The organism is Bradyrhizobium sp. 25ACV, assembly GCF_054863005.1.
The window spans coordinates 311,734-336,748 of sequence record NZ_JAVAYO010000002.1 but is presented as its reverse complement, the minus strand read 5'-3'; the positions used below and the strand labels follow the sequence as shown (position 1 = coordinate 336,748).

Annotated in this window: 20 protein-coding genes and 2 pseudogenes; 14 read left to right on the top strand and 8 right to left on the bottom strand. The window is 56.7% G+C overall.

Annotated features, from left to right (window positions below; all coding sequences use genetic code 11):
- Positions 1-79: 79 nt before the first annotated feature.
- The 5 genes from RAD04_RS05375 to bioB form a co-directional block, all read right to left on the bottom strand.
- On the bottom strand, positions 80-1,345 hold the full coding sequence (locus RAD04_RS05375; protein WP_461622916.1) for an adenosylmethionine--8-amino-7-oxononanoate transaminase: 1,266 nt from the start codon (positions 1,343-1,345) through the stop codon (positions 80-82).
- Between the two features lie 586 nt (positions 1,346-1,931).
- The gene (gene bioD, locus RAD04_RS05370; RefSeq protein WP_461622915.1) at positions 1,932-2,564 is read right to left on the bottom strand and encodes a dethiobiotin synthase; all 633 of its coding nucleotides are present in this window, start codon (positions 2,562-2,564) and stop codon (positions 1,932-1,934) included.
- Positions 2,561-3,715, bottom strand: coding sequence for an 8-amino-7-oxononanoate synthase (locus RAD04_RS05365; protein WP_461622914.1), 1,155 nt, complete (start codon positions 3,713-3,715; stop codon positions 2,561-2,563). The genes bioD and RAD04_RS05365 overlap by 4 nt, the downstream gene beginning before the upstream one ends.
- Before the next feature lie 81 nt (positions 3,716-3,796).
- Entirely contained in the window at positions 3,797-4,150 is a 354-nt protein-coding gene (panD, locus tag RAD04_RS05360; RefSeq protein ID WP_461622913.1) for an aspartate 1-decarboxylase, read from the bottom strand.
- Between the two features lie 51 nt (positions 4,151-4,201).
- Entirely contained in the window at positions 4,202-5,197 is a 996-nt protein-coding gene (gene bioB, locus RAD04_RS05355) for a biotin synthase BioB (RefSeq protein WP_461622912.1), read from the bottom strand.
- A gap of 124 nt (positions 5,198-5,321) precedes the next feature.
- On the opposite strand from bioB, the gene RAD04_RS05350 reads away from it, so the two are divergent.
- The gene (locus RAD04_RS05350) at positions 5,322-5,957 is read left to right on the top strand and encodes a GntR family transcriptional regulator (protein WP_461622911.1); all 636 of its coding nucleotides are present in this window, start codon (positions 5,322-5,324) and stop codon (positions 5,955-5,957) included.
- 154 nt (positions 5,958-6,111) lie between these two features.
- Here the strand turns inward: RAD04_RS05350 and RAD04_RS05345 are convergent, their stop codons facing one another.
- Positions 6,112-6,546, bottom strand: a complete 435-nt coding sequence (locus tag RAD04_RS05345) for a nuclear transport factor 2 family protein (RefSeq protein WP_461623170.1) — start codon at positions 6,544-6,546, stop codon at positions 6,112-6,114.
- Between the two features lie 1,761 nt (positions 6,547-8,307).
- On the opposite strand from RAD04_RS05345, the gene RAD04_RS05340 reads away from it, so the two are divergent.
- The 13 genes and pseudogenes from RAD04_RS05340 to RAD04_RS05280 all read left to right on the top strand — a co-directional run bounded on the left by RAD04_RS05340 (position 8,308) and on the right by RAD04_RS05280 (position 19,441).
- A complete protein-coding gene (locus RAD04_RS05340) occupies positions 8,308-8,667 on the top strand; it encodes a Dabb family protein (protein ID WP_049823586.1) in 360 nt (119 codons plus the stop codon).
- Between the two features lie 85 nt (positions 8,668-8,752).
- Positions 8,753-10,162 carry an aminodeoxychorismate synthase component I gene (pabB, locus tag RAD04_RS05335; protein ID WP_461622910.1) on the top strand — a complete coding sequence of 470 codons (1,410 nt, stop codon included), beginning with the start codon at positions 8,753-8,755 and terminating at the stop codon, positions 10,160-10,162.
- Positions 10,159-10,770: an anthranilate synthase component II gene (locus RAD04_RS05330; protein WP_461622909.1), complete on the top strand. Its 612-nt coding sequence runs from the start codon at positions 10,159-10,161 to the stop codon at positions 10,768-10,770. Before pabB ends, RAD04_RS05330 begins: the two co-directional genes overlap by 4 nt.
- 34 nt (positions 10,771-10,804) lie before the next feature.
- Complete coding sequence (locus RAD04_RS05325) at positions 10,805-10,999, top strand: hypothetical protein (protein ID WP_461622908.1); 195 nt, start codon at positions 10,805-10,807, stop codon at positions 10,997-10,999.
- Between the two features lie 425 nt (positions 11,000-11,424).
- Positions 11,425-11,478, top strand: a pseudogene (locus RAD04_RS05320) (hypothetical protein); the annotation flags it as partial.
- A gap of 60 nt (positions 11,479-11,538) precedes the next feature.
- Positions 11,539-11,910, top strand: coding sequence for a hypothetical protein (locus tag RAD04_RS05315; protein ID WP_461622907.1), 372 nt, complete (start codon positions 11,539-11,541; stop codon positions 11,908-11,910).
- Between the two features lie 492 nt (positions 11,911-12,402).
- Positions 12,403-12,660, top strand: a pseudogene (locus RAD04_RS05310) (hypothetical protein); the annotation flags it as partial.
- An 87-nt stretch (positions 12,661-12,747) separates the two neighbouring features.
- Positions 12,748-14,052, top strand: coding sequence for a tandem-95 repeat protein (locus tag RAD04_RS05305; protein ID WP_461623169.1), 1,305 nt, complete (start codon positions 12,748-12,750; stop codon positions 14,050-14,052).
- Positions 14,053-14,422: 370 nt separating this feature from the next.
- Positions 14,423-15,439: an IS110 family RNA-guided transposase gene (locus tag RAD04_RS05300; protein WP_461623168.1), complete on the top strand. Its 1,017-nt coding sequence runs from the start codon at positions 14,423-14,425 to the stop codon at positions 15,437-15,439.
- Between the two features lie 692 nt (positions 15,440-16,131).
- On the top strand, positions 16,132-16,800 hold the full coding sequence (locus tag RAD04_RS05295) for a hypothetical protein (RefSeq protein ID WP_461622906.1): 669 nt from the start codon (positions 16,132-16,134) through the stop codon (positions 16,798-16,800).
- A 323-nt stretch (positions 16,801-17,123) separates the two neighbouring features.
- Positions 17,124-17,948, top strand: coding sequence for a hypothetical protein (locus tag RAD04_RS05290; RefSeq protein ID WP_461622905.1), 825 nt, complete (start codon positions 17,124-17,126; stop codon positions 17,946-17,948).
- Positions 17,948-18,481 (top strand): restriction endonuclease, encoded by a 534-nt coding sequence (locus RAD04_RS05285; RefSeq protein ID WP_461622904.1) that lies wholly within the window; start codon positions 17,948-17,950, stop codon positions 18,479-18,481. The genes RAD04_RS05290 and RAD04_RS05285 overlap by 1 nt, the downstream gene beginning before the upstream one ends.
- 30 nt (positions 18,482-18,511) lie before the next feature.
- Positions 18,512-19,441: a restriction endonuclease gene (locus RAD04_RS05280; RefSeq protein WP_461622903.1), complete on the top strand. Its 930-nt coding sequence runs from the start codon at positions 18,512-18,514 to the stop codon at positions 19,439-19,441.
- Positions 19,442-19,595: 154 nt separating this feature from the next.
- Here RAD04_RS05280 and RAD04_RS05275 read toward each other — a convergent pair whose 3' ends face one another.
- Together RAD04_RS05275 and RAD04_RS05270 are read right to left on the bottom strand one after the other, a co-directional pair.
- A complete protein-coding gene (locus RAD04_RS05275) occupies positions 19,596-20,720 on the bottom strand; it encodes a VRR-NUC domain-containing protein (protein ID WP_461622902.1) in 1,125 nt (374 codons plus the stop codon).
- Between the two features lie 188 nt (positions 20,721-20,908).
- The gene (locus RAD04_RS05270; protein WP_461622901.1) at positions 20,909-24,787 is read right to left on the bottom strand and encodes a hypothetical protein; all 3,879 of its coding nucleotides are present in this window, start codon (positions 24,785-24,787) and stop codon (positions 20,909-20,911) included.
- Between the last annotated feature and the right edge of the window lie 228 nt (positions 24,788-25,015).

The following is a 25,015-nucleotide window of genomic DNA, read 5'->3' as shown; positions in this document are numbered from 1 at the left end:
CCGGCAGGTTCAGGCTCGGCCACCCTATTTATCTTACGGCAACAGCTGGGTTCCGTTAGCTCGCGCTCGAGCCGCACCTTCAAGCCAGCGCATCGGCAGCATCCCTGATACCGGCGTAGATCTGATCAAGATCTGCGGCCGTGACGCAATAAGGCGGCATCACGTAGATCGTGTTGCCGAGTGGGCGCAGCAGGAGATTTCGGCGCTCGAAGAAGGCTTGAAGCTTCGGACCGATGTTTGCCAGATACCCCGGATCGCTCGTTTTCAGATCGAGCGCTGTGATGGTGCCGGTCCGACGGACGTTTGCAAAGCGCCGGTCGGCGCGGAATGGCTCGATTGCATGCTCTTGCATCGTGGCGACAGACGCGACGCGCCGGCGAGATGCCTGATCTTGCCAGAGATCCAGATTCGCTTTTGCAGCGGCACAGGCCACCGGATTCGCTGTATATGAACTCGAATGAAAGAACGTACGCGTACGATCCCTCGAGTAATGCGCGTCGAATATATCCGCACGGCAGAGCGTCACTGCCAGTGGGAGCGCCCCTCCGGTGAGGCCTTTCGAATAGCAGGCGATATCTGGAGTGATATTGGCCTGGTGGCAGGCGAATAGTGTTCCGGTACGGCCCCAGCCCGTCATGACCTCGTCGGCAATGAACAGGACGTCCGAGGCCTCGCAGATCCGCTTCATTTCCCTTAGCACCCAAGCGGCGTACATCAGCATCCCGCCTGCCCCCAAAATCAAGGGCTCCACAATAAAGGCTGCGGGACGTTCGTTTCGGCATGCGGACTCGAGTGCATCGAGCGTTGCCTGCTCACGGCCTTCCGCAGGGAACGGAATTGCGGTAACGTCGAACAGCAAGGGCCCATATGCGTCATTGAACACGCCCCGGGCTCCCACCGACATCGCCCCAATTGTATCGCCGTGATAGGAATGTTGCATCACGACAATGCGTGTCCGCGGCTCGCCGATATTATTCCAATAGCCGATCGCCATTTTCAAGGCGACTTCCACGCTGGTAGAGCCGCTGTCGGAGAAGAAGACATGGTCGAGCCCACGGGGTGCGAGCTTCAAGAGTATCGCCGCAACCTCCTCAGCCGGATCGTGGGTATAGCCGGCAAAGATGATCTGGTTGAGCTTGCCCGCCTGCTCCTGAACCGCACTGACAATATGCGGATGGCAATGACCGTGGGTCACGACCCACCAGGATGAGATTGCATCGATGATACGGCGATCATCCGCGGTGTAGAGATAAGCACCGTCGCCACGCAGAACCTTTGTCATCTCGCCCTGAAGCGCGTGTTGCGTGAACGGATGCCAGATCGCCGACCTCTTCTTTGGCGTCATGGCTTGAAATCATCAGCACGGAATGAGGCCTTGAACGCGGGCTGTGGCGTGTTTGCAATGAGAGGAGACAGCCCGGGCACTCGCCCTCGCCAACGCACACCCGATCGCTCTCGCAAATCGTGCTTATTCATTGCTTCCGCCAATGAAGGTATTGATCTGGTCGACGTAGACGCGGCGCATTGTTGCTCCTATTTGCTTCCTACAAATGCCTTGCGAAGCTAGCGCTGATACTCGACATTCATCTTGCTGCCCCGAACCCATGCTCTCTTGCATCGTCGAGAAACCGGCCTTGCCGCCGAAGTGGAGACCAAAACGAACTCATCCAGCGTTGGCGGAATAGTCTCAAGGAGAGCGCCATGCTCGCCCGTGTTCAGAACGAGGCAGTTGCCCGCGAAGCAGCCGTCAACCGACATGTATCTTGCTTCGAGCGGCGGATTGAAGGGGACGCGACGAGCTTCAACATTTGCAGGTCTATGACCATGAGCCGAGACTCAAACCAGCTTTTTTGACGCCAAGCGGTCATCCAGAACTGCGTGAACCAATGCTAGATCGGCGACTTCTTGGGTTGAGGTCATGTTGATTGGCATCATGGCTTGAAATCGTCGGCACGGAACGAACTCTTGAACGCGTCCTGCAGCGTCTCTGGTGTGAGAGGCGAAAGCCAGGGCAATCGCCCCAACCAGCGCACCCGACCCATTTCGCGAATTGCACTCTGAGTTTCTGCATTTCTTTCGCCAATAAATGCTATCCCAAGAATATGGATCTGGCGTTTTCGCAGAGCCTCGATCGAGAGCAGCGAGTGATTGATCGTCCCTAGTCGCGTGCTGGCGCAAAGCAGGACAGGGAGCCGCCAATGCTCGAAGATGTCAATATAAAGTGTACTGCCGTTCAGTGGCACCATTAGCCCGCCGGCACCCTCGATCACAAGCGGTCGCTCGCCAGTCTGCGGCACATGGAGCGAATCTGTGTCGATGCGAACTCCGTCGATTTCGGCGGAATAGTGCGGAGAAGCCGGCGTCCGAAGGCGGTAAACCTCCGGCACGATGCGATCGGCTGAGATACTGCCCAGCCGGGTTACGACCTCCGTATCGGTCTCTCCCTCGAGGCCGGCCTGGATCGGCTTCCAGTAATTCGCGCCGAGGAGATTGGCGAGGCCCGCGGAAAAGACCGTCTTTCCGATGCCGGTATCTGTGCCTGTCACGACGATCTGCTGGCTCATCGGACTTCACCTCTCGTCTCCTCGAACAGCGCATCGAGCATTGCACGCACGTCATCCTCCCCGACGTTGAGTGTCAGTGAAATTCGCAAACGGGCCGTGCCCGCGGGAACGGTTGGCGGCCGGATTCCGCGGATATCGAAACCGCGCGTCTGCAGTCTCGATGCGAGCCGCATCGCCCGCGCGTTGTCGCCAACGATATAGGGCACGATCTGCGAGGCCGAAGGAATTTGCCCGCCGCGCACGCCGATCTCCCGATGCGTGAACGCGACAAGCTTGGCCAGACGCTGCTGCCGCTCGGGTTCCTGCTGCAGGATGAACAGGGCCTCCCGCACGGCAACGGCCATCAATGGTGAGGGCGCTGTGGCGAAGATAAACGGGCGGCAGCGATTGACCATGAAGTCGCGCATGGCCGTTGAGGCAGTGACGAGCGCGCCTGCAGCGCCCAGCGCCTTGCCACAGGTATGAACGACCAACAGATTTCCTCGCCCCTCATAGGAGGCGGCGAGTCCTCGTCCCAGCTCCCCGTAGACGCCTGTGGCATGGGCCTCATCGACCATCAGGAACCCGTCATGCCGGTCCGCGATCGCGACGAGGTCTTCGAGCGGCGCGATGTCGCCATCCATGCTGTAGAGACTTTCAACCACGATCCAGACCCGGCCCATTCCGCCCTGGGCGCGCCAGTCGCGGATTGTGTTTTCGACCGACTGAGGCTCGTTATGGGCGCTTATGCGAAAGTCGGCCCGGCCAGCTCGCGCACCTTCATGGATGCTTGCGTGTACGAGAGCATCAAGAACGAGCAGATCGCCGCGCTGCGGCAACGTTGTCAAAACCGCAAAATTTGCGACATAACCGCCGCCAAAGAAGAGCGCCGTCTCCGCCCCAAAGAACCGAGCCGCTTCTGCTTCGAGACGTTCATGCTCCTCGCAATTGCCGCGCAGAAGCCGCGACCCACCCGCTCCGATCGGAGTGCCGGCCTCGATCGCCGCAAGAACTGCCTTTTTCATGCGCGGTGCGCTCGCAAGCGCAAGATAGTCGTTCGATACAAAATCGATGCCTTCGCGGGGCCTAAGGCGGCGCAGCCGGTCATCCTCTTTCAGGGCATGCAACGCCGCGACATAGTCGGCGACTTTGGCCGTATGGATTGAGCTCATTCACCCCTCCCAGGGTCGCCATAAATCATGCAAATTTCATCGGCCGCCAGGACAATGGCTCCGGCATCGGCCCGTCTGCTTTCAACCCGGTAAGATGCGGTTCTCCCGGTCAACCAGCACAACGCGTGGCCTGAACGTCTTTGCTTCCACCTCATCAAGGGAGGCATAGGCAACGATGATGACCTTATCTCCAGGCATCGCAAGTCGCGCGGCCGCACCATTGAGGCCTATCATGCCGGACCCCTTGGGTGCCTCGATCACATAGGTGGCGAAGGGCGCGCCGGTGTCGATGTTAAAGATTTCGACGCGCTCGTTGATCAGGAGTCCAGCAGCGTCCAACAGCGCGCGATCGATCGAAATCGAGCCTTCATAGTGCAGATCAGCTTCAGTCACCGAGGCGCGATGGATTTTGCCTTTCATCAACGTAATCTGCATGCGTCACCTACATTGGAATTTTGCTCAGCCGCGCTCGCCGAACCGTTTCACTCAAGACAGCCCGGACGTGATGCCGAGCCGGCGCAGCAAATTGGCGTCGCGGTCGACTTTCGGATTCTTCGTGGTCAACAGCACGTCGCCGAGGAAGATTGAATTCGCGCCAGCCAAAAAGCACAGCGCCTGCAGCTCGTCCGTCATATACTGCCGTCCGGCCGACAGACGTATCGCGCTCTTCGGCATCATGATGCGGCCCGTTGCGACCAGACGCACCAGCGCGATCGGATCGGGACGCTCTGCCATTTCATCGACCGGCACGCCCTTGACCTGGTTCCACAGATTGATTGGCACGCTTTCCGGATGACGGGAGAGATTGGCGAGCAGGACGAGCATGGAAAGGCGGTCCTCGACGCCCTCGCCCATGCCGATAATGCCGCCGCAGCAGACCTTGATGCCAACCTCGCGCACATGTGCAAGCGTGTCGATGCGGTCCTGCAAGGTGCGCGTGGTGATGATCTTGCCGTAGAAGTCCGGCGAGGTATCGACGTTGTGGTTGTAGAAGTCGAGCCCGGCCTCTGAGAGGCGCGTAGCCTGCTTCGGCGTTAGCATACCGAGCGTGACGCAGGTCTCCATGCCGAGACCCTTGACCGCACTCACCATGTCGCAGACCTGATCAAGATCGCGGTCTTTTGGACTGCGCCAGGCCGCGGCCATGCAGAAGCGGGTCGCTCCGGCATCCTTGGCACGCTGCGCGGTCGCGATCACATCCGCGCGGCTCATCAGGCGGGTGGCTTTCAGCCCGGTATCGTAATGCGCGCTCTGCGAGCAGTAGCCGCAGTCCTCCGGACAGCCGCCGGTCTTGATGCTGAGCAGGCTTGCGGTTTCGACGTGGTTTGGATTGAAGTTGGCCCGATGAACGCTCTGCGCCTGAAACATCAGCTCGGCAAACGGCAGGCCATAGAGTGCTTCAACCTCGGCGCGCTTCCAGTTTCTGCGGAGCTGCGGGCTGTTGCCTCCGTCACTTCGCTTCACATCCACAGCAGCAACCATAAGAGCCACCCCCTCCATTCACGATCAGTCATAGATAATGCGAGCGATTATCTATGATAACGAGCCTCGACGAATGCTAGAGGATGTTCTAAGTGAACGCATTGGTTTTTCTGGTAGATAATCTATGGTGATGGACGAGAACACGACGGTTGCCGGCCGCATCGCTGACTCGATCAGCGAACGCATTATCTCCGGCGCGCTGCAGCCAGACGCTCCACTCCGGCAGGATCATGTGGCGCGGCAGTTCAATTCCAGTCACGTTCCGGTCCGCGAGGCCTTTCGGCAGCTGGAAGCCCAACACCTTGTCGTAGCTCGGCCCCGTCGCGGCGTGCGGGTTGCTCCTCTCGACACCAAGGCGGTGAAGGAGATCGCCGAGATGCGCGCCGCCCTCGAAGTGGTCGCATTGCGCAATGCGGCTCCAAAGCTCACATCGGCTCATTTGGCACGGATCGAGCTCGCCCTTATTGAAGGAGATAATGCCGAGACAATTGAGGAGTTTGAAACGGCCAACCGCGCCTTTCACCACGCGCTGGTCTCGCCCTGCGCAATGCCGCGCCTGCTCGCTAGTCTCGATGGACTGCAGCTTGCAAATTCGCGGTTGGTGTTCGCAATGGCGCGAAGTGCCGGCTGGCGACCGCGGTCCAACCAGGATCACCGGCTGATTCTGCAGGCCCTGCGAGCCCGCAACGTCGATCAAGCCTGCAACCTGCTCGCGCGCCACATTCAAACCATTGAGCGCCTTGCCCTTCCCGCCTCCTGACTGGAAGAGGCTTCCGGTCCATTGACGAAGTTGTCTACGTTGACGCCGATCGCCGTCATCACCACGCGATGAAGACGCGATCGCCTCCGGCGTAAGGATCGCGCATGCGCCATCGACGACCCCAAGAGGGAGAGACCCACAGGCGCCCCTCACCTCAGTTTGCCATCTTCGGGAGATGAATTTGCCGGCCGAGTGCCTGCTCGACGAGATCAAAGATGTCGACGAGCACACGCATGCCGATGAGCCGACCGGCCTTGAACTGGGCGAACTGCGCCGCGCGCAGCGAGATAGACTTGTGGGATTCCCGCGCCGTTAGGGAACAGCGCAGCATGGAGGCTGCGGAATCGACGCCGAGCATGGTGGTCTCGCGGTCGAAACGGCGAATCTGGACATTGTCAGAGATCTCCCGGATGACGTCGAGCACGGCGCGCTTGCCATGCCGAGTGCCGAGAAATGGAAACATGTCGATCGGACCATAGAGCGTCCAATCGACCTCCTCGTCGAGGAGGGCCTCGATGTCCTCAAAATGCCGGTCATTGATCGCGCGATGCAACGTTCGCGAGAAGCGCCAGAAGCTATGCTCCGTCATTTTGGTGTTCCTGAAACCAGTTTGCAATAACGGAGCTGCTTCTTGGTATCTGTATCGACGCATCTAGCTCGGCGGACCTCATTGCGGTGGGCTGGGGCCACCTCCATAGCCCCGCCACGGAGGCGAACCAAACGTCCATGTTCCCTCGCGCACAGTGTTGGAAAGCGTTACGGCCATGAGCTCCCCCACCCGCCAGGCTACAAGTGACATCGAATACCAGTAGGAAGCTGCGGCAAACGACATCATGAGTTCGAGCGGCGAGACGTGAAGCTTCGAGGCATCCGCTCTCGCACATGACGTTTTCAGCCAGGGCATCAACAGGCTCCTGGCTTCGTAGCGAAGGTAGCAATCGTAATCACAGTACGGCCTCTGCGTCGACACGTCCCTCAGGTATCCGGTGCCGAGAACTTCCGCGCATGCGGTGCAAGCCGCCCTGTTAAGCGGGGCCCTGTGATTGACCAATACGAACTTCATGATGGAGATCCACGCCTTCCCTGCGGTCGGTGCGCAGTTCGCGAGATTGTCGCGCGCTGTTCGACGTCAAACGATTTCGGCGCCGCAGTAAACGTGCGGCACTCCGGACCGCAGTAGGAGGCGCGTCCTCCGGATCGGGCGCCGTCTCAGCCGCCGGTGACCACTCAGGCGGCGGGTAATCGCCGCAACCAATTGCTGTCCGCTTCGCAACGGGACTTGAAGTGCTCAACGCACCTCTTTGAGCAGAGCGCGGTTCGCGACGAGTAGTAACGAATAAGGCCAAACTTTCCGGCGCAAATGGCGCATCGTTTGACGGAGTTGCGCTGAAGTTTTTGATGGTCTTTGGACATGTCCGTCTCCAATTCCTGCATCTCCCATTGCTCGTTGGAGGGCTCAGACTTGCGACGCGTGGCGGGGCGCGACGTAGCTCAATCCGAGTCGCGCTTCGGCATCCATTTCCGCCTGCACTCGTTGCTTTGACCTTGACCTGCGCACCTTACGATCAGGCACCGTCGATAAGCGCAAAGTTTATCTCTTTGTCTAGAAGAAATTCGCCGATCTCCTTCCTGTCAGCGCATACGTCATGCGAGGTTTCTCTATTTGGCGCAGAAATTCATCGTAGAATTCGACTATTGGTTCGGCATAGCGGCCGCACTGCGGAGGAGCGATCGGCTGACATCCGACCAGCTGAGCCCGATCGTAAATCCGTCGCCCAAAGCTGCTTCTGCAACCCCTAGAGTGGCTGCGCGCGACGAGCCTATCGAGGACGACGTATCGAGCGTGTCGCCCGGGCCGTGGCCACCCCGATCGCGATGCCGTCTCGACAAAACCGGAGCGCTCACGTGCCGCGACCATCAACCGCCTCAGAAAGCCGATGTGGGTTGCACCTCATGAGCGGCTACTGCCTCCCCGGAGAGCCGGGCGTGCTGTCGACTACCGCTACGCGCATGGACGAATGACGAATTCGCGGGGCACCTTCGTCTACGGCGATCCCAACAAGAAGAGCTGCAAGACCGATGGCGTGTGGCTGGGTTTGGCGGTTTCACCCTGACACCGAGGCAACGATGACCGCCTAAGTGCCGGCGGCTCACGTCGCGGGATCTGGAGCGCGCGCTGGCCTCTGGGCCCGGACCGCGGCCACGTGCCGCAAATGGCGCGAGCTTGAGCACTGGCAGAAGCTCCAGCAGCGAGGCCGTAGCGGCGATTGCGACCCGCTGCGGAAATGTTGCAGCGGCCTCAATGCCAAGATAGTTATGCGCCTACTTGCGATATCAATCAGGACCATTCATGATTCGTCACATCGTTTTGTTTACCGCCAAGGATAAGGCCCAGATCGACGAAATGATCGAAGGCCTGTCAGTTCTCACCACAATCCCACATGCACGCCTGCTCGAGGTTGGTCGCAATCGCAAGACCGACCAGTTCGGCAACGATATCGACGTAGTGGTCTACGGTGAGTTCGACAACGAGAGGGAACTCGCAGCCTACAGGGCTCATGAGCTATACCAGGAATCGATTAGCCGCGTGCGACCGCTCCGCGAGCTGCGGTTTGCGGCCGATTACACCGTATCAACGGATGCGCGCTCAGCCTCAACGGCAGCAAGAGGTCAAGTTGCTCGGCGCCTCGAGCCGACTGGCGGGGGCTAACCTGATGGTCCTCGGGTCCCAGACGAGCGCTCTCGGTCGGCTCGGGATCACAATTTGAGCACATCTCACAGCAGGCACGTCATCAGTGACTGACAGCCCAGTGCACGTCCGCGAGCTGGAGTGGATCGAGCCCGTGACGGCGATGCGATGTCTGGCGCATCGACCGCAGCTTACGTTTCTCGATAGCGCGGCCAGGCATGAATTGCTCGGCCGCTATTCATATCTGAGCTGCGACCCGTTCAGTACCTTTATGGTAGCGGACGGACAGGCGAGGTGGAACGGAGAGCCTCTTAAGGGCGACCCGTGGGAAGCTCTTCGCGCCCTTCTCGCCAACTATTCGCAAGAGCATGGCTCCGATCTCCCCCCGTTCCAGGGAGGCGCGGCCGGCTTCCTTGCTTACGATCTAAACAGGACGTTAGAGCACTTGCCGACGCCCGCAATTCCCGGCCAGGGTTTGCCCCAATCGCTCCTGCATTTCTATGACGTAGTCGTGAGTTACGACCACCGGCACAACAAATGCTGGATCATTTCCACCGGATGGCCGGAGCAGGATCCTATACGTCGCATAGAGCGTGCACGCCGTCGAGCCGACGAATTTGCAGCAGTGCTTGCCAACCCAGAGACGCCGCGGGATGTATCCTCCGGCAGCGTGGGCGCCTGGCATTCGAACTTCAGCCGCGAGGACTATGTTGCGGCGGTCAAGCACGTCATCGGCTTGATTCTGGCCGGAGACGTCTTCCAAGCCAACATTGCGCAGCGCTTCAGCGCCAGGGTGCCGACTTCCTTCGACCCCCTCACCTTCTACAGCCAGCTACGATCATCGAACCCCGCACCCTTTGGGGCGCTCCTGCGCTATGGCAAGCTGACCGTCGCATCGAGCTCGCCGGAGCGTTTCCTGAAGCTTGGTGGAGGCCGGGTCGAAACACGCCCCATCAAGGGCACGATCGCGCGTTCCGCTGATTGGAGGGATGACCAACGCCGAGCTGAAATCCTCGTTGCGTCTGAAAAGGACCGCGCCGAGAACGTCATGATCGTCGACCTCCTACGCAACGATCTGTCACGTGTCTGCACTGCGCGTTCGATCGAAGTTCCGGCACTGTGCGATCTCGAATCCTATGCCTCGGTGCACCACCTCGTGTCGGTCGTTACGGGTGAACTTGCAGGAGACCAGGACGCCGTTACCTTACTTCGCGCTTGCTTTCCCGGCGGCTCCATTACCGGAGCGCCAAAGGTGCGCTCGATGGAAATCATAGCGGAAATCGAGCGCGTGGCACGCGAGCTCTATTGCGGAGCGATCGGTTTCATCGGCTTTAACGGGCACATGGACACGAACATTGCGATTCGCACTGTAACGATCGACGGCGATGTGGCTGTCTTTCATGCAGGCAGCGGGATAACGGCGATGTCGGACCCAGAGGCCGAATACGAGGAGACGCTGGCCAAGGCGAAGCGCATCTTCGATGCGTTTCGCGCTGAACGATCCGGTGCAGTTTGATTGTCATCATCGACAACTACGATTCCTTCGTCTTTAACATTGCCCGCTACTTCCGCAACCTTGGTGAGGCAACGGAGGTGGTCCGGAACGACGAGATCAGCGTCGGGGACCTTGTTGGCTTGAAGCCGCGCGCAGTGGTCATCTCACCGGGTCCCTGCACTCCACTTGAGGCCGGAATATCCACGGCCGTCGTTCGCGAGCTTTCAGGTCGCGTACCACTTCTCGGCGTTTGCCTCGGACACCAATGTATCGGGAGTGTTTTCGGCGGAGGCGTGGCGCGTGCACGTCGCCCTATGCACGGTCGGTCCTCGTATGTCACGCATGATGGTCGAGGGCTGTTCAAGGAGCTCCCATCCCCACTTCGCGTTGGGCGCTACCATTCTCTTGTTGTTGAGCTGGATGAGGCTCGCGCCCCGCATCTTATGGTGACAGCGCGTTCGGACGAAGGCGAGGTCATGGCGCTCGCACATCGTTTCCAGCCGACATTTGGCGTGCAGTTTCATCCGGAATCGATACTCACGGAACAAGGACACGTGCTGCTTATGAACTTCCTACGCCTGACGGAGGCTTCCTGGGCGAGCATCGAGCCAGCGGCCGGATCGCTATGACAGTCTCGGCCGCGAGTCGATCTCGCCGCAACCGATGACGCTCGGGCGCGAAGTGGCACACGTCTTCAGACCTGATGCCGACGCACGGCGCTCGAAGCGCTATATCCGCTATGACCGGCAGGAACAGCCCCGGGTTTCGGAGCTGATGCGCAGCCTGCAGGAAAAGCTCGGCGGGCTGCCGCTGGTCTCCGGCAATACGTACAGGTTTCAGTTCGATGATGGCGCATGATTGCGCCGCCCGGCGCGAACCTTCTCACCTGCCAGTTGTCATACATGACCGAGCATGAGGGTCCAGCGCGAGAGATAAACCCAAATCGCGCCCGATCGAGGCGCCATATGGTTGATCCGCGGTTCGGACGGGACCACGTGGAGCGCCATCTGTGCGCAGACTTGCACGAAAGCGAAGCAAAGCTGAGTTGGAGCCTTAACATTATAGGGGGGCGATCGATTAAAGCGCCACACGGACCCGACTTTGGGCGGCAACGATACCGTTGATTAGAGTTCTTATGAACAGGCCTTGGAGATTGACCTGGCCGGAATCGTGGAATTGCGTACTGGCGGCTCGGGAGAACACGACAATATCTCTGGATTTGAAAACGCAATCGGCACCGCAGCCAATGACATCATTGATGGCACTAGTGTCGCCAATATTCTTCGGGTGGCCGCGGTGCGGACACTTTATTTGGCTACGATGGTCAGGATACCTATGTCTGGAATATTCGTGATGGACAGGATTTCATATACGAAGACTGGACCGACAATGATGTCTTGGCATTTGGTCCCGGCATCACGAAATCGATGGTTGGTCTACTTTCGAGTGGTGCAGACCTTTTGGTTATTATCAGTACAGGCGTCACCACAAATAGCTCGTCTCCCGACTATTCAAACTTTATTACGATCAAGAACGGAGCGTCTCTGTACAGCACGTTCATGGCGAACCACATCACCGGTCTCGTTGATGAGAGAAGCACCTACTCACCGACAACTACGAATACGATTTTAGGGACAGCCGGTAGCGATACGCTCAATGGAACGAGCGCCAACGATCGCATTCAGGGGCTGGGTGGAACAGATACGCTTAACGGCCTCGATGGCGATGACAAACTGGAAGGAAGCGGCAAATGGCGGCGCAGGCAATGATTGGCTGGTATTGGGCCAGATTATGCATGGCAACGCTGGTGATGATCTCATTCAGGGCGGCGTCAGCACGACCCAGATTTATGGCGATGACGATAACGACACTATATGGGCGCCTTCAAACTCGCTCAATGTGACCATTCATGGGGGTGATGGCAACGACTTCATTGAGACGGAAAGCTCCGGCCATACCATCTTCGGAGATGCTGGAAACGATGTCATCACGGTCAAAACGTTTATCGGCGGTAACAACGTTTCAGTGGATGGCGGCGACGGTGATGATGTTATCCATCTCGGTGAAAATGACACGACGGTAACAGTCGACGAAGGAGACGACGTTATTTACAAGTTGGCAGGACATCAGGTCGACATTCTCTTCGCCACTGGCGCTACGTACAGTCACGCCGAGCGCGTGGGAACTTCCAACGACCTTGTCATTTACTTCGACGGTGGCGCAAGCGTTCGCTTGTCAGACTACTATGCCCAGCAGAGCGAATGGGTTCTTCCGGCTTTGAGCTCGTCAACCACGTTCATTGGTGGTGGTTCAAGCGAAGCTGCGTACGGCGTTTTTTCAGTGCGCGATGTAATGTGCGGCAACGGTGGAGATGCGAACTCCATGCGGGGGATGGAGACGATACCGTTTATGGGGGTGACGGTAATGACCAGCTCTATGGCGACGCGGGTGATGACGTTACCGAGGGCGATGACGGAGACGATGAAATCTATTCCGAGATTGGGAACGACCTGATCAGGGGCGGCGCAGGAACCGACGAGCTATTTCTAGGTACCGGAATTGACTCCTGCGATATCACGTTACAGCGCGACGGGAACAACCTGCTGGTGCAGGTGAATGACGGGCGCACCGTCACGCTCGTGGGGCAGTATATCAATAACGCTAGCTCTTATACCCAAGCCGCCGAGACGTTCGATAGCGTCGATCTGCTGACGGCGATGCTTGGTATCAACAACATTCCGCAAGCTGCAAGTGACGCTGTCAGCGGCAATGAAGATGCGGTTATTACCGGCAATGTGTTGTCGAACAACGGCAGTGGTGCGGATTCCGACACGCTGAGTGTGACGCCCGTGTCGTCCTTCGCGACCGCGCATGGAGTTGTGTCCATTCTGGCCAATGGCAATTTCACCTATATACCGAACGCGAATTACAGCGGCGCAGATAGTTTTGATTATAAGGTCACGGATGGTAATGGCGGGACCGATACCGCGACGGTGACCTTGACCGTGAATGCGGTCAACGATGCGCCGACGCTGACCAACAACGGAGCCAGCTTCAACCAAGATTCCACGCTGACATTGACGACCGCGATGCTGAGCGCATCGGATATTGATAATACGGCATCGCAGCTCGTGTTTACGCTTTCGACGGCGCCTGCGCATGGCGCGCTGAAGCTGAATGGCACAGCGTTGAGCGTGAGCAATAGCTTCACCAAGCAGGATATTATCGACGGGCATGTCACGTTTGTGCCGACCGCGTCTTATAATGGCAGCGACAGTTTCGGTTTTATGACAGGGGACGGCACAGCCACGCTATCCGCGGCGAGTTTCGCGATGACGATTGCGACGCTGAACCAGACCATCAACGACACGTCAGGCGCGGATACCCTGAACGGTGCAGGTGGCAATGACACGATCTCCGGCTTGAGCGGAAATGACATTATCCACGGCTACGGCGGCGTGGACGTGATCAACGGCGGGTCAGGCGATGACACTGTTTACGGCGATTACGGCAACGACACCCTCCATGCTGCTGAAGGTAGCGATTTCCTCTATGGGGGCGATGGTAACGATGTCATCTATTCCTATCTAAGCGTCACGTCGCAAGCTAATTTGATGACGTATTCAGGGACGTACACCTTCAACGTGAATGATTACGATTATTATTATGGCGGCGATGGCAACAACACCATCTACTCGCAATACAATCGGGCCCGGATGTATGGCGAGGGCGGGAATGACACGCTGTATGGTTCAGCCGCCGATGATCAGTATGTCGTCAGCGAGGGTAACGATATCTATGATGAAGAAGCCCATATGAACTATGGCGTCGGCGTTGGAGGAAGTGAATATATCCTGCTCGCGAGCATTAGCGACATGATCAGCAGTGGCGATTTGATCGTGCAGGACTAATTGTTATTCCGCTCTTTTTTCATTGCCTGCCTTTCTGGATCGGGTTGCGCATGCAACCGACTAGCCAGGCGGCAATGAGCGGGGGTTGGCCGTCACAGGTCGGATGCGAAGACGTGGCGCGGGCCGGAGCATTTCGCGACTACACGGGTCTTCGCACACGCCCGCCAGGGCCTGGCCTTGACGGCAACGGGCGGCACGCCCCCACTTCAGAAAGAGGCAGCCGACGACAGGGCAGTGATAGCGACGCGGGTCTTTGCCGCGGGCACCGAGGCGACTGCAGCCGCGAGATGAAGTAACCGGGCACCGATGTCTGGGGCGCATAATGCGTCAATCGATTCGTCCAACAATGCTGAGATGGAGATTCTGATGAATTACTTTCGCCGGACTCGACGTGTCTCTGAAGCGCACCGCGATCTGCATCGTTGATCGAGATGGAAATATCGTCCGGGAAGGAGTGACGGATATATCCTGGCTGAGAAATACTCGCTTCGCTTTGCAGCGCGTTGGGCTGGAAGCCGGCCAATGTTCCTCCTGGCTGCACAAGGGGCTTTCGGAAGACGGACTACCCGTCATTTGCGTTGAGACCCGGCACGCAAAGAGCGTGATGCAAGCTCAAACTGTCAAGACGGACCGCAATGATGCTCGTGCGCTCGCACAAATGATGCGAACGGGGTGGTTTAAGGCGGTTCACATCAAATCTGAAGACAGCCAAAAGCTACGAGCGCTGATGGGCAGCCGCCGGTGCCTGCTCGACAAGCAACGCGACCTCAACAATCACATTCGGGCGGCACTTCGGACCTTCGGATTCAAAATAAGCCTTATCGGCCAAAGCCGCTTTGAAGAACGTGTACGTGAGCTGATCGTGGCTGACGGAGATTTACAGGCTCTCGTCGTTCCATTGCTCGAAGCTCGCCGCACGCTAGGCGAACAAGCACACGTGTTGACGCGCTTGATTGGGCGCCTGGTTAGGAGCGATGCTATTTGCCGCCGGTTCATGACAGTTCCTGGCGTTGGTCCCCTGACGGCTTTGGCATTCAAGACGACCATCGATAATCCAAGCCGCTTTCGCAAATCTCGGCATGTTGGTGTCCATCTCGGATTGACCCCAGGCAAATACGCGTCCGGAGAGGTCGATTACAACGGTCACATCACCCGATGCGGCGATGCCTTCGCTCGGGAACACCTCTTTGAAGCCGCGCATTCATTGATGGTCAACACCAGACGTTGGTGCTCGTTAAAGGCGTGGGGCATCCGCATCGCCAAGCGTAGTTCAATGAAAAATGCGCTTGTCGCGGTGGCTCGCAAGCTATCCGTAATCCTGCACCGTATGTGGTGCGACGGCAGCGACTTCCGGTGGGAGAAATCGGAGGCCGCAGCGGCAACCTGACACCCGAATACATTGATAAGCAGAACACGGCCGAAAGGCCGTCAAAGAGTCCGGCAGGACGAGGAATGACGAGGGTGATAACCGGTCTGCAGCGCGAGCCGATCGCTCCGTGACTGCGTTCCCGAGATGGTCCCGCCACTTCTTCACGAACATCATCTTGAGGCGAGGATCCCGACCTCGAAGAGAAGCGCGATCGCCGGATAGCTTTGACGCCACGGCAGGTTCGGAAGGCACAGCAACAATGCGGCAACGTGATCAGGTTTGATACTTGACGGCCCAACCCCGGTTAGAGAAGACCGGTTAAGAAGGCACCCGGGTTCGGGACAGTGATAGCGACGCCGGCACGGCGGGACCCTAACGCGAGTGCCTCCGGCGAGCGGCTCAATATGACCTTGCGCGAGGGATCGTCACCGGATGGCCGAGACGGACGTTTCGCGCCTTCGCGGCAATCGGCTGGCTTGGTGAGCGTAAGCGAGTAGAGCCCGGTCCACAGGACGCGCCCCAGAAAGTTACGGTGTTATTGACGACACCAGGGAATGCGCTAGAATTTCGTCGGCCTTAAGCACAGGCCGGTGTGCCCACCGCTCGCGAAGCTTCGCAGTGCTTTTTAATTTGCAACATGACCGTTCCCGAATGGGCGGAATGATTGGCAGTGGGCACCTAGTCATATCCGTGCATCTAAGGAATGGATTATGACTGAGCGCAATGAACTCGACACATTACGCATGTTTGCAAAGCGTCTCTCGCGTAAGCATCAAATTCCCCACCACAATGCGTTGGACATCATAGCGATGCAACAAGGGCATCCACACTGGAATGCCCTCATGAAGGCTTGGGACAAAGGGTGGTGTCCCGCACCTTGGGACCTCATCGACATCAACGAATGCAGTGTCACCGAATCCCCGACAAGGGGCGTCGGCTCGGTCAAAACGACCGAAGGCGTTATTGCAGGCGAGCCATACAGTCTCGAGGTGGGTTTCGACGACATACTTATCAGTGGCAACGGCTGGAGTATCCATCTCGGCCATGCGCCGTCCGAGCCTGCCGAAATCGAGACCTACACAAAGCCCAATCCCCTTGATGACAAAGCGTTCTTTTCTGAAGTCATGAAGATCGCAATGGAAGCTGCCGACGGAGTGCGAGAGGCAATAACGAAAGATTGGGGACCGGCTTCAATGCATCCGGATAAGGATGGCAGTGTGAAGCATCCGCTGTTCGGCGGCGTTTCGGCAGAATGGTTCTGCCTGCATTGCGGCACGCGTTCGACCGGGGCGGAAATGACGGCCAATATGTGGCACTGTCCGAAGTGCAGTGCGACGCCGCTGGATATGCACACGGCGGCTTGGTGGAAAGCAGCCTGATTAGGTCGAGCACGACTTACCCAATCGCTAATGAGGAGCGGAACGCTCCTCATTTTGCGCGAGGGATCGTTACCGGATGGCCGAACCCGCATCTTCGCGGCAACGGCTGGCATGGTGAGCGAAGCGAGTAGAGCCCGGTCGACAGATACCGACGCGCCCCGCAGTTGCAGGTTGCCGACAACGCACCTTTTCTTTGCTTCGTTCGCGCAACCGGCTAGATTGCAATTTCAGAACAAAAAGACGGTGGCGACTTGGGGCGGATCAGAAGTTGTTACATATCCAGTCCAGCTGGAACGGACCTGACGTACCTGCGAAGTGCTCTTATGCAGCGCGGGATTCAGACCGCAGTCCCTGACGATTTATACCCGGGTGCAAACTGGTCCGAATCGATCTCGCGGAAGCTCGTCGAGGCTGACCTTGTAATCGGTATTCTCACGTCGGAGCGCCGGTCCCAGTGGGTTCTGTTTGAACTTGGACAAGCTGCGGCGCTGGGTCGCCAGATTGTTCTCATTGCGCCACCCAAGCTGGCGGCGGTCCCGTCTCACCTGAAGCGGTTTCTGGTAATACGCAGTGGCCCGAAGAATCGCGACGCGATCAATTTTGCGCTGGACCAGATTCTTGCATCGCCGGAACGACCGAAGATCCAGCAGCCGATCGCTACGCCGTCCCGGCCAGCCCTGGGTTCAGATGCCGATCCCATCATCAGGGACTTAACTGCGGCGATAGCGTCGAGTGACTATCGAGGTGTCGAGCGGGTTGTTGTCCAGGCGCTACGAGGATCCGGCGCGGACATCGTGTCAGAGGCCTCCAATCCAGACTTAGGGACCGACATTGCAGTCTGGTCGGATGAACTTCAACCGTTCGTAGGAAACCCTCTCCTGATCGAGGTGAAGAGCCGCTTTCGCAGTCAGGATGACCTGCGCCGCGCGGCAAATCAGCTATTTGAGTCGATTACATCACGGGGTGGGACTTGGGGTTTACTCCTATACGGCGATGGTCCACGTGACTCGGCTTTAAGTCCAAAAGGATTGCCACCTACGATTCTAATTTATTCGATTGGCGATTTGATCGAACAATTGCGGGCACGCTCCTTCGCGGAAGTTATCCGGGATCTGCGCAATCGCCGCGTACACGGCGGGGAGCGCTAATGCCGGCGATCCAAACCGCAACGCTGCAAGGCTATATCGCGACGGGAACTGGGGCCGGGACAACCGCCGTAAGAGGCAAGGCTCTCGAAGACATGATCTGCTATCTGTTCGGCCTCGTCCCGGGCGTTGCGATCACACATCGTAACGATGTGAATCCGTTCAACACGGAAGAGATCGACGTTGCTTTGTGGAATGAGCAGGACGCTGGCGGCTTGCATTTCCTTCCGAATGTCATTCTCATCGAGTCAAAGAACTGGTCCAGTCCCGTCAGCAGCATTGAGGTCAATTGGTTCGATACCAAGTTGCGCAACCGAGGATTGGACTTCGGAATCTTGATTTCGCCGCACGGTATCACTGGCGATGCTGACGATCTAACGGCTGCGCATAGCATCGTTGCGACTGCTCTCAAAGAGAGGCGCAAGCTCGTCGTCCTGACTACCGGCCAGTTACTGGCGTTACAAGACACTGACGCGCTTGGGCATCTCATTAAGACCAAGCTATGTGAGTTGGCCGTTAAGGGCACCATCACGTGACCCGTTAATTTGCAACATTCAGGTTTGATCATGGCCAAAGACGACGCGCAATTTCCGAAAGACGACGCGGATTACAAGAAGCTCGAGAAGCTGGTCGCGAAAATCCAGCAAGACCTCGCTCCACGTGCCAAGGTGACGCATAACGCTCGCCTCACCGGAAAATCGGGTGCGCAAAGGCAGATCGACGTTTTGGTCGAAGACAAGGTTGGCCAATACAACGTGCGCATCGTTCTGGACTGCAAAGACTATAAGCATCCTGTCGATATCAAGGATGTCGAAGAATGCGCCGGATTGTTCGACGATGTGTCGGCAATGCGGGGCGTGATCGTATGCCCTGCCGGCTTCACGAAGAACGCCAAGGCACGCGCCCAGCAGTTGCAGATTGATTTATACAGCCCTGTCGATACAGAACCGCATAAATGGCAAGCACGCCTGAAAGTACCGGCAGCGTGTGATTTTCGTGAAGCCCGCATGTCATTCGGCGTTGCAACGAGCGCACCACTGCCGTTCACGCTGCCCAATGATTTCATGACCAAGACAAAGGTCACCGACGCTGAGTCCGGAGAGGAACTTGGCACAATGCTTTCAATCGCCGCAGCTGAATGGGACGCGGGCAGATACCCGACCGAGCCCGGTGAGCATGCGCGGATTCCGATTTTGCCACGCGGCCTGAAGATGGAGAACGGATACGGGATGCAAATTCCGGTGGACCTTACCGTGGGATTGCTTATTTCCAAAGCTCTCTACTTTGGGCAATTTCCAGTCACGCGCCTTTCCGGGTTTCACGATCGCATCGGCGACGGCATTATCACCAATGCCTTCGAAATCGGGCTACTGTCGCTCGAAGAGGTTCACAAGTGGAAGCGCCTAAATGACCTCTCTGAGGCTCCGGTCAAACCTGTCATCATTATGTCTGGTTTGTACGGGTGGAGCGAAGATGTTCCGCCTGCGAAGGGGTAGACGCAATTCCGACGTCACCATGCTCAAATTAAACAGTTCGGAGTAGAAATTGGTAATCCGCCGATGTCCAATCAGGTTGATGCAGTCGTGCCCTCTGCTCAGGAGCTGTAAGGCGCGTATCCAGGCGCGGCAGGTAGCTCAAGCTGCGGCTGAGTCAGCTCCTCTTATGCACCTTGACCAATTTGAACGGCAATTTTAGGCGTTCGTGATTGCTTTTGATCCATGCCTTTTGGTCGTCACTTAGCTTATCGCCCGACGCTTTGATCTCGGCGAGGAAGAACTCGCCTTGCCGATAGACGAGCAAATCAGGCCAGCCAAGATAATGGCCCCAGTAGTGCTCGATCATGTAGCGCAAGATATTGACAATGTCCGCAGCCGGAAGAATGTCTATAAGGGTTCTCGCGCGCGTGACGTCGCCTTCGCGGTGCGCCCATAAATATTGGCGCAGCTTGGCGCTTGGCTCTAGCCAGAGATCGAATAGGAATTGGAGTTGACCTTCTTCTTCCCAATCAGGGGCGAAGTGTTCTTCGATGGCCTCGGCCCGGCGAACGGCATAACCTTTGGTGCCGAAATCGCGCGGCTTTTGAATCCAGACCACATCGCCTTCTTGCCTGCTGTCAAAGGCAATCCTGTCGCCGAAGCCTTCGGTGCGGATGAGCGGGTCAGCAAAATCTTGGATGACCAACCATGAATAGACACCAAAGAGAACGTGAAATGGCCTGCTCTCCAGTGGCAAGACATTGAATCCAAGGGATTGAAAATGATCGGTGACAAATCTCTCGACGGTGCAAGGCCCGTCTCGTCCCACTACGATCTCTCTCTTTCCGGTCGGGTCTTTCACATACGCCGCCTTTAAGGCGACCTGTTCGACCGCGTATTTTTTTATGACGGCAGCGTCTGTTTCGTTTTGGTAGATGTATTTTGGCGCGATCGCGTGCTGTTGATTGATGTCCGCGATAACGTCTTTTTCGATCTGCTTTTCAGCTTCGATCGCTTCGGCTGAGTCGACCTGATTACCGTTGGCTTTCGACCAGGCATCGACGCGCTTCATCGTCTCGAATGCGATTTCCCGCCAATAATATCTGCGGACGTTCGATGTTCGGCCCATGATCGAGCCCGCTGGATATGGAGTCAGGGGTAGCCCGCGGCATGCGTCGCAAATATTCGGCGCAAAACCAGCCGTAACCGGCACTCTCTCTTGGGTATCGAGTTCGACGCCTTCGCGAAGTTGATGCGGGAGAAACTTGCGTCCGACATCTTCATCGCACGCGCACATCATGACCGCTCCGCAGTCCTGACATTGGTACTTGCGGATAAGCTCGTGTCCGTTGAGGCAACGAACATTGTCATGCGGGCATCGCTGCATCACCTGTTTTAATGATGGGAGCGAGCAAAGATCAACGTAAATTACGTGCGTTTCCGCAATACACTACGTCTTGGGAAGAACGTTTCGCGTAGCTGGAAAAGCTAACCATAACGTACCACGTCCTCTTCGCTTCTTCGGTGGGCGTTGGCGATGTCCCGTTGAAGATGAGCTAAGTAATCCCGTGCCCATTGGCGGACTTGCTCAAGCGGATGTGTTGTCCATTCGTTGACGAGCGGTATTAAAGGTTCAAGCAAAGGTCCAAGCGATCCCCACCACGAGTTCGGATGCAAACGCATAGCCAATTGAGCCATCACGTCTGGATACATGCCGAACTCCTTTACATACGCTTCAATTTCTGGTGTCCAGCTTAGCCTTCCATCGGCATTTTTTGTAGTCACCGGCAGCCAATGGACCGGAATCGCGGCTCTACTTTTGGGAGCGGAGCGAACCCAGGAAAAATATAACTCATCCGGCATCGTTGCGAGAAGTCCGCCGCCCATGTGCTCGTCGCCACTGATCTGCAACAACCGTTCGACGCGATGACGTACAAGCCAATCCTTCGTCAGAAGAAGTTTTGATACCTCAGCCCACACTTCCTTCGGATATTTGGGCAACAACACCCTGATAGCGTTCTGGACGGGGCCGTCCAAGTGATAGAAAACGTCGTGGTCCTTAGTTCGGCAGATGCTCAACATCTGCTTGATCAATCGGCTAGCGAAGTCTGCCGTAATCATCCCGCGGGCGGACAGTTGCGAGACCTTCGTTTCGAACCAATGGCCGTTCATGGAGGCATCGGTTGCTGCGCTAAATAGTTTTGGCGATGTTAGGACCGATTTTAATTTATCAACGATCGGCTTATCGATGACTCTGCCGCCATGAAGATACATGCCGAGCATATCAAGCACTGTCCAAAGACCTGCCGATCCATGTCGCGTCAGCTCGTTCATAAGCGGCATAATGTCTTTCGCGGAAAGGTGGTCGAGCCCCCGACCATAAGAAAGGACGGCGCATTCTCTTGGCTTCACATCGCCGGACCTCAGCAGCGACACTACAAGCTGCAAGTCATTCGGCTGAAGCTTACCCGACCCAATCATCGAAATTGCATTTTCGCGCAATTTTCTGGAATCCAGAGCTATGCGAATACATTTGCGAGCTAGATCAGGATTCCGCTGGTCTGCGCCAAAAATGAGGCCTGAAAAGAACCCGAGATTTGGGCGCCTGTCTCCGCTTTCGATTAGCCTAACGGCCTTGCGGAAAAGCGCCACGGGGTCACGCACATGCTGTGCGAGCGTCCTACCAAGTGGAAACGGGGACTTGGCGTCATTGTGTACAAAACTTTCCAGCGTACGATTCACAAGCTCCGGGGTGCGCGCGATTACTTTCGCTTGTTCAACGAGCTGCCTAGCTGAGTACTCGAAGTCGCTACTGTTGCGATCGAACGGAACATCCGGATCGTGGAAATCGGCGCTCCATCCGTCAGCGTAAAGCAAGGCGAGATCAACCGGATCGGTGGGCATAAGCTCGTCGAACAGTTTACGAACGTCGTTTCCCAAGTTCGCAGGAGTGCCATTGGTACTATCGTAGTAAAGCCACGAATTGAGCCCTTGGAGTCCTCCAATCCACATACCTTTGGCTTTGGTAACAGTACGCACCAACGTTTCAATATCTTCAAACGGTAACGCCCTAATTAGACCGCGTAGGTGGGAGGCGAGCGCACGAATAGCGGCGTCGGCATTTTTGTTATTGCTAAGAGCCATAGGGAGCAGACGTTTTATAGCGACTCGATAGAACTCCCATACGTCACCGTTGATCTTTGGTTGCCAATCCAAAAGCCTAATCTGACTTCCAATTTCCCCAGCACCGCCGCTTCTGGTGAAACTTCCGGTGTCCAGCATTCTAGTCAGCGCTCGGAACGAGATAGCTTGTTCGTCAGGGTCCGAGGACGCCAGACCCTCGTCGAGCACTTGCAAGCGCAAGCTGGGTTCGGCTTCGGTGCCGCTAAGATAGAGTTGGTAAAGCTGCTCAAATTCGCCGGACGCATTGTTACCGATGCCAGTCTCGGTTTCTGCTGCACCTAAACGACGCAATAGAGTTGCGGCGTTCACAAAGCTCTGCCGACGAAATACCAAGCGCTCTAACGCCCAAACCAAATTCCTGCGGCCTTGTTGAAATTGCTTTAGGTGGGCAATCGACAGCCCTCCAAAGACTCTTACTATCGTAACTTCAGCGAATTCGGGATCGACGTGTACCAAACGGTCAAGCAGCTCGCTTCCGAACTTGCTGTTAAGGGCTTCAAGATTTCCAAAATTGTCAGGAGACAGAAGAGTCTTCGCAAACGTGCGTGCTTGTGGTGTGCCGTCAAGCCAGCGAACGCGCCGCAGGAGACTTTCTTGCAAGCGAGAGTTTGCCGTTCGGAAGAACGCAATCATCTTCCCATCTGGCATAAGCTCCCAACGGGTCCTCGCGAGCCGGGCCGCAAGTGGTACTGGCTGCACCTGCACATAGCTGCCGCGTTCGACAACGATGCCTCGGGATTTGAAGGATCGGATGTGTTCGACAAACGCGTCGAAGCTCAAACCGGTTAACTCTTGGGTGACCAGTCGGCCTTCAGCCTCATGTTCGCCAGACAAGCCAACCCAATCAAAGATGCTGAGGACTTCCAAGGCTCTCTGCGCGTCTATATTCTGAGGCCTGCGCCCCCACAAAATTCGATCGAGCAACTGATCCACAGAGTCAAAAGTTGCTCGTCCGTCTGCATTCTGTTGTGCCGCGAGCACAGCCATTTGTGGAAACCCTGCTGCGACATCGTTAATGAAGCTAGTGTCAGCTGCTGAAAGCTTTGGCGAAACGCCTTTTGCGATCGCTTCGATCAGTTTTTCGGATGCGGACGCTAGCCTGATGGGAAGCGTATTTTTAGATTGCAGCACCTTAGTCTCAACGTCCATGGAAATGATGCGCAATTTGGAACCATTGCGTTGCGCAATACTGGCCAGTTTGAGATGCAGGTCGTCCTGGCATTCATCGATGACGAGCACAGCAGATGCGCCGCTACCGGCAATCTCCAAAGCCAACTTTCCAACTTCCTCACCGACGATAGAAGCGTCTGCATAAATCGTTGATGCTCGATTCAAACGCCCACGCAACGTGTCGTCCTGTTTAAGTATTTCATACGCGAAACGTGACTTTCCGAACCCAGACGGTCCAAAAATTCGGACAAGTTGCCCAGGACTCGCAAGGCGTTGAGATACTTCTTTGGAGACTTCGCCGAACGTCCATTCGCAGTTCGATGTCTGATCAGAGTTGTCGGTAGGCTGGACATTGACGCCAATAAATCTTGGGCTGTCACCGGGTATCCATGGCCCGGTCGTAATATCCGCGGATTTACCCCAACCTTCATGGGTCTGGAATCCAGCGAGATGGCGCTTTCGTTCACGCTCAGCGAGCCAGAGCGCTACAGCAGGATGTGAATTTACCCACGTCGCGATCTTGTTGGCGTCATACACTTCAATAGCTGCTAAGTGGTTCGGATTCTTCTTTCCGGCGCGAATGCTGGCCTTTGCCGCATCTTTAAGTTTCTTGATTTTAGGGCCTGTGAAAGCAGCCGAGCTGAATATGATGTACGCGCCCTTGTTAGCCAGAGCATCCAAAATTGCTTGGTTGAGCTCCGTTTTTCCCCTTCGGCTCTTGTCTTTAGACTTCTTCAGGAGTTCGCGCTTAATTGAAGCGTCGGTAAGGTTCTGTGCCTTGGCTTGGAAAATGCAGAAATTGCTTGGGAAGTAGTCGGTTGAAGTGACTCCACCAGACCATTCCACGCGACCATCTTCACCTCCATCGGCGTGCGTGATCTGCAGGGCAACAGTCGTAGCACGCAACGTGATGTCGTTGGTTTGCGACTCTGCCAGCAAAAGAAGCTTCATCAACTGCACTAAGGCAGTACTTTCTAGGCGTGTAATCTGCGAAGGTTCAGCTTCGAAATACATGTTTCTCAAATTGCTAAGTTAGTGTCGGGATTCGCAATCGCCTCAAGAGGTCGATGCTATTAGACGCGTTCTTTACGTCACCGCCAGACGTTGATTATAATGCGGGTACGCAACCATAGAATCAAGCTTATCGAGTGACGGCTCAAGCGGTTCTCCATGGCCGGTGCAGTTGGAAGTCCCGCTCGTAGGCCCCAAGGGCGGCGAAACGCCCTTTGGTCGATGGGTGCA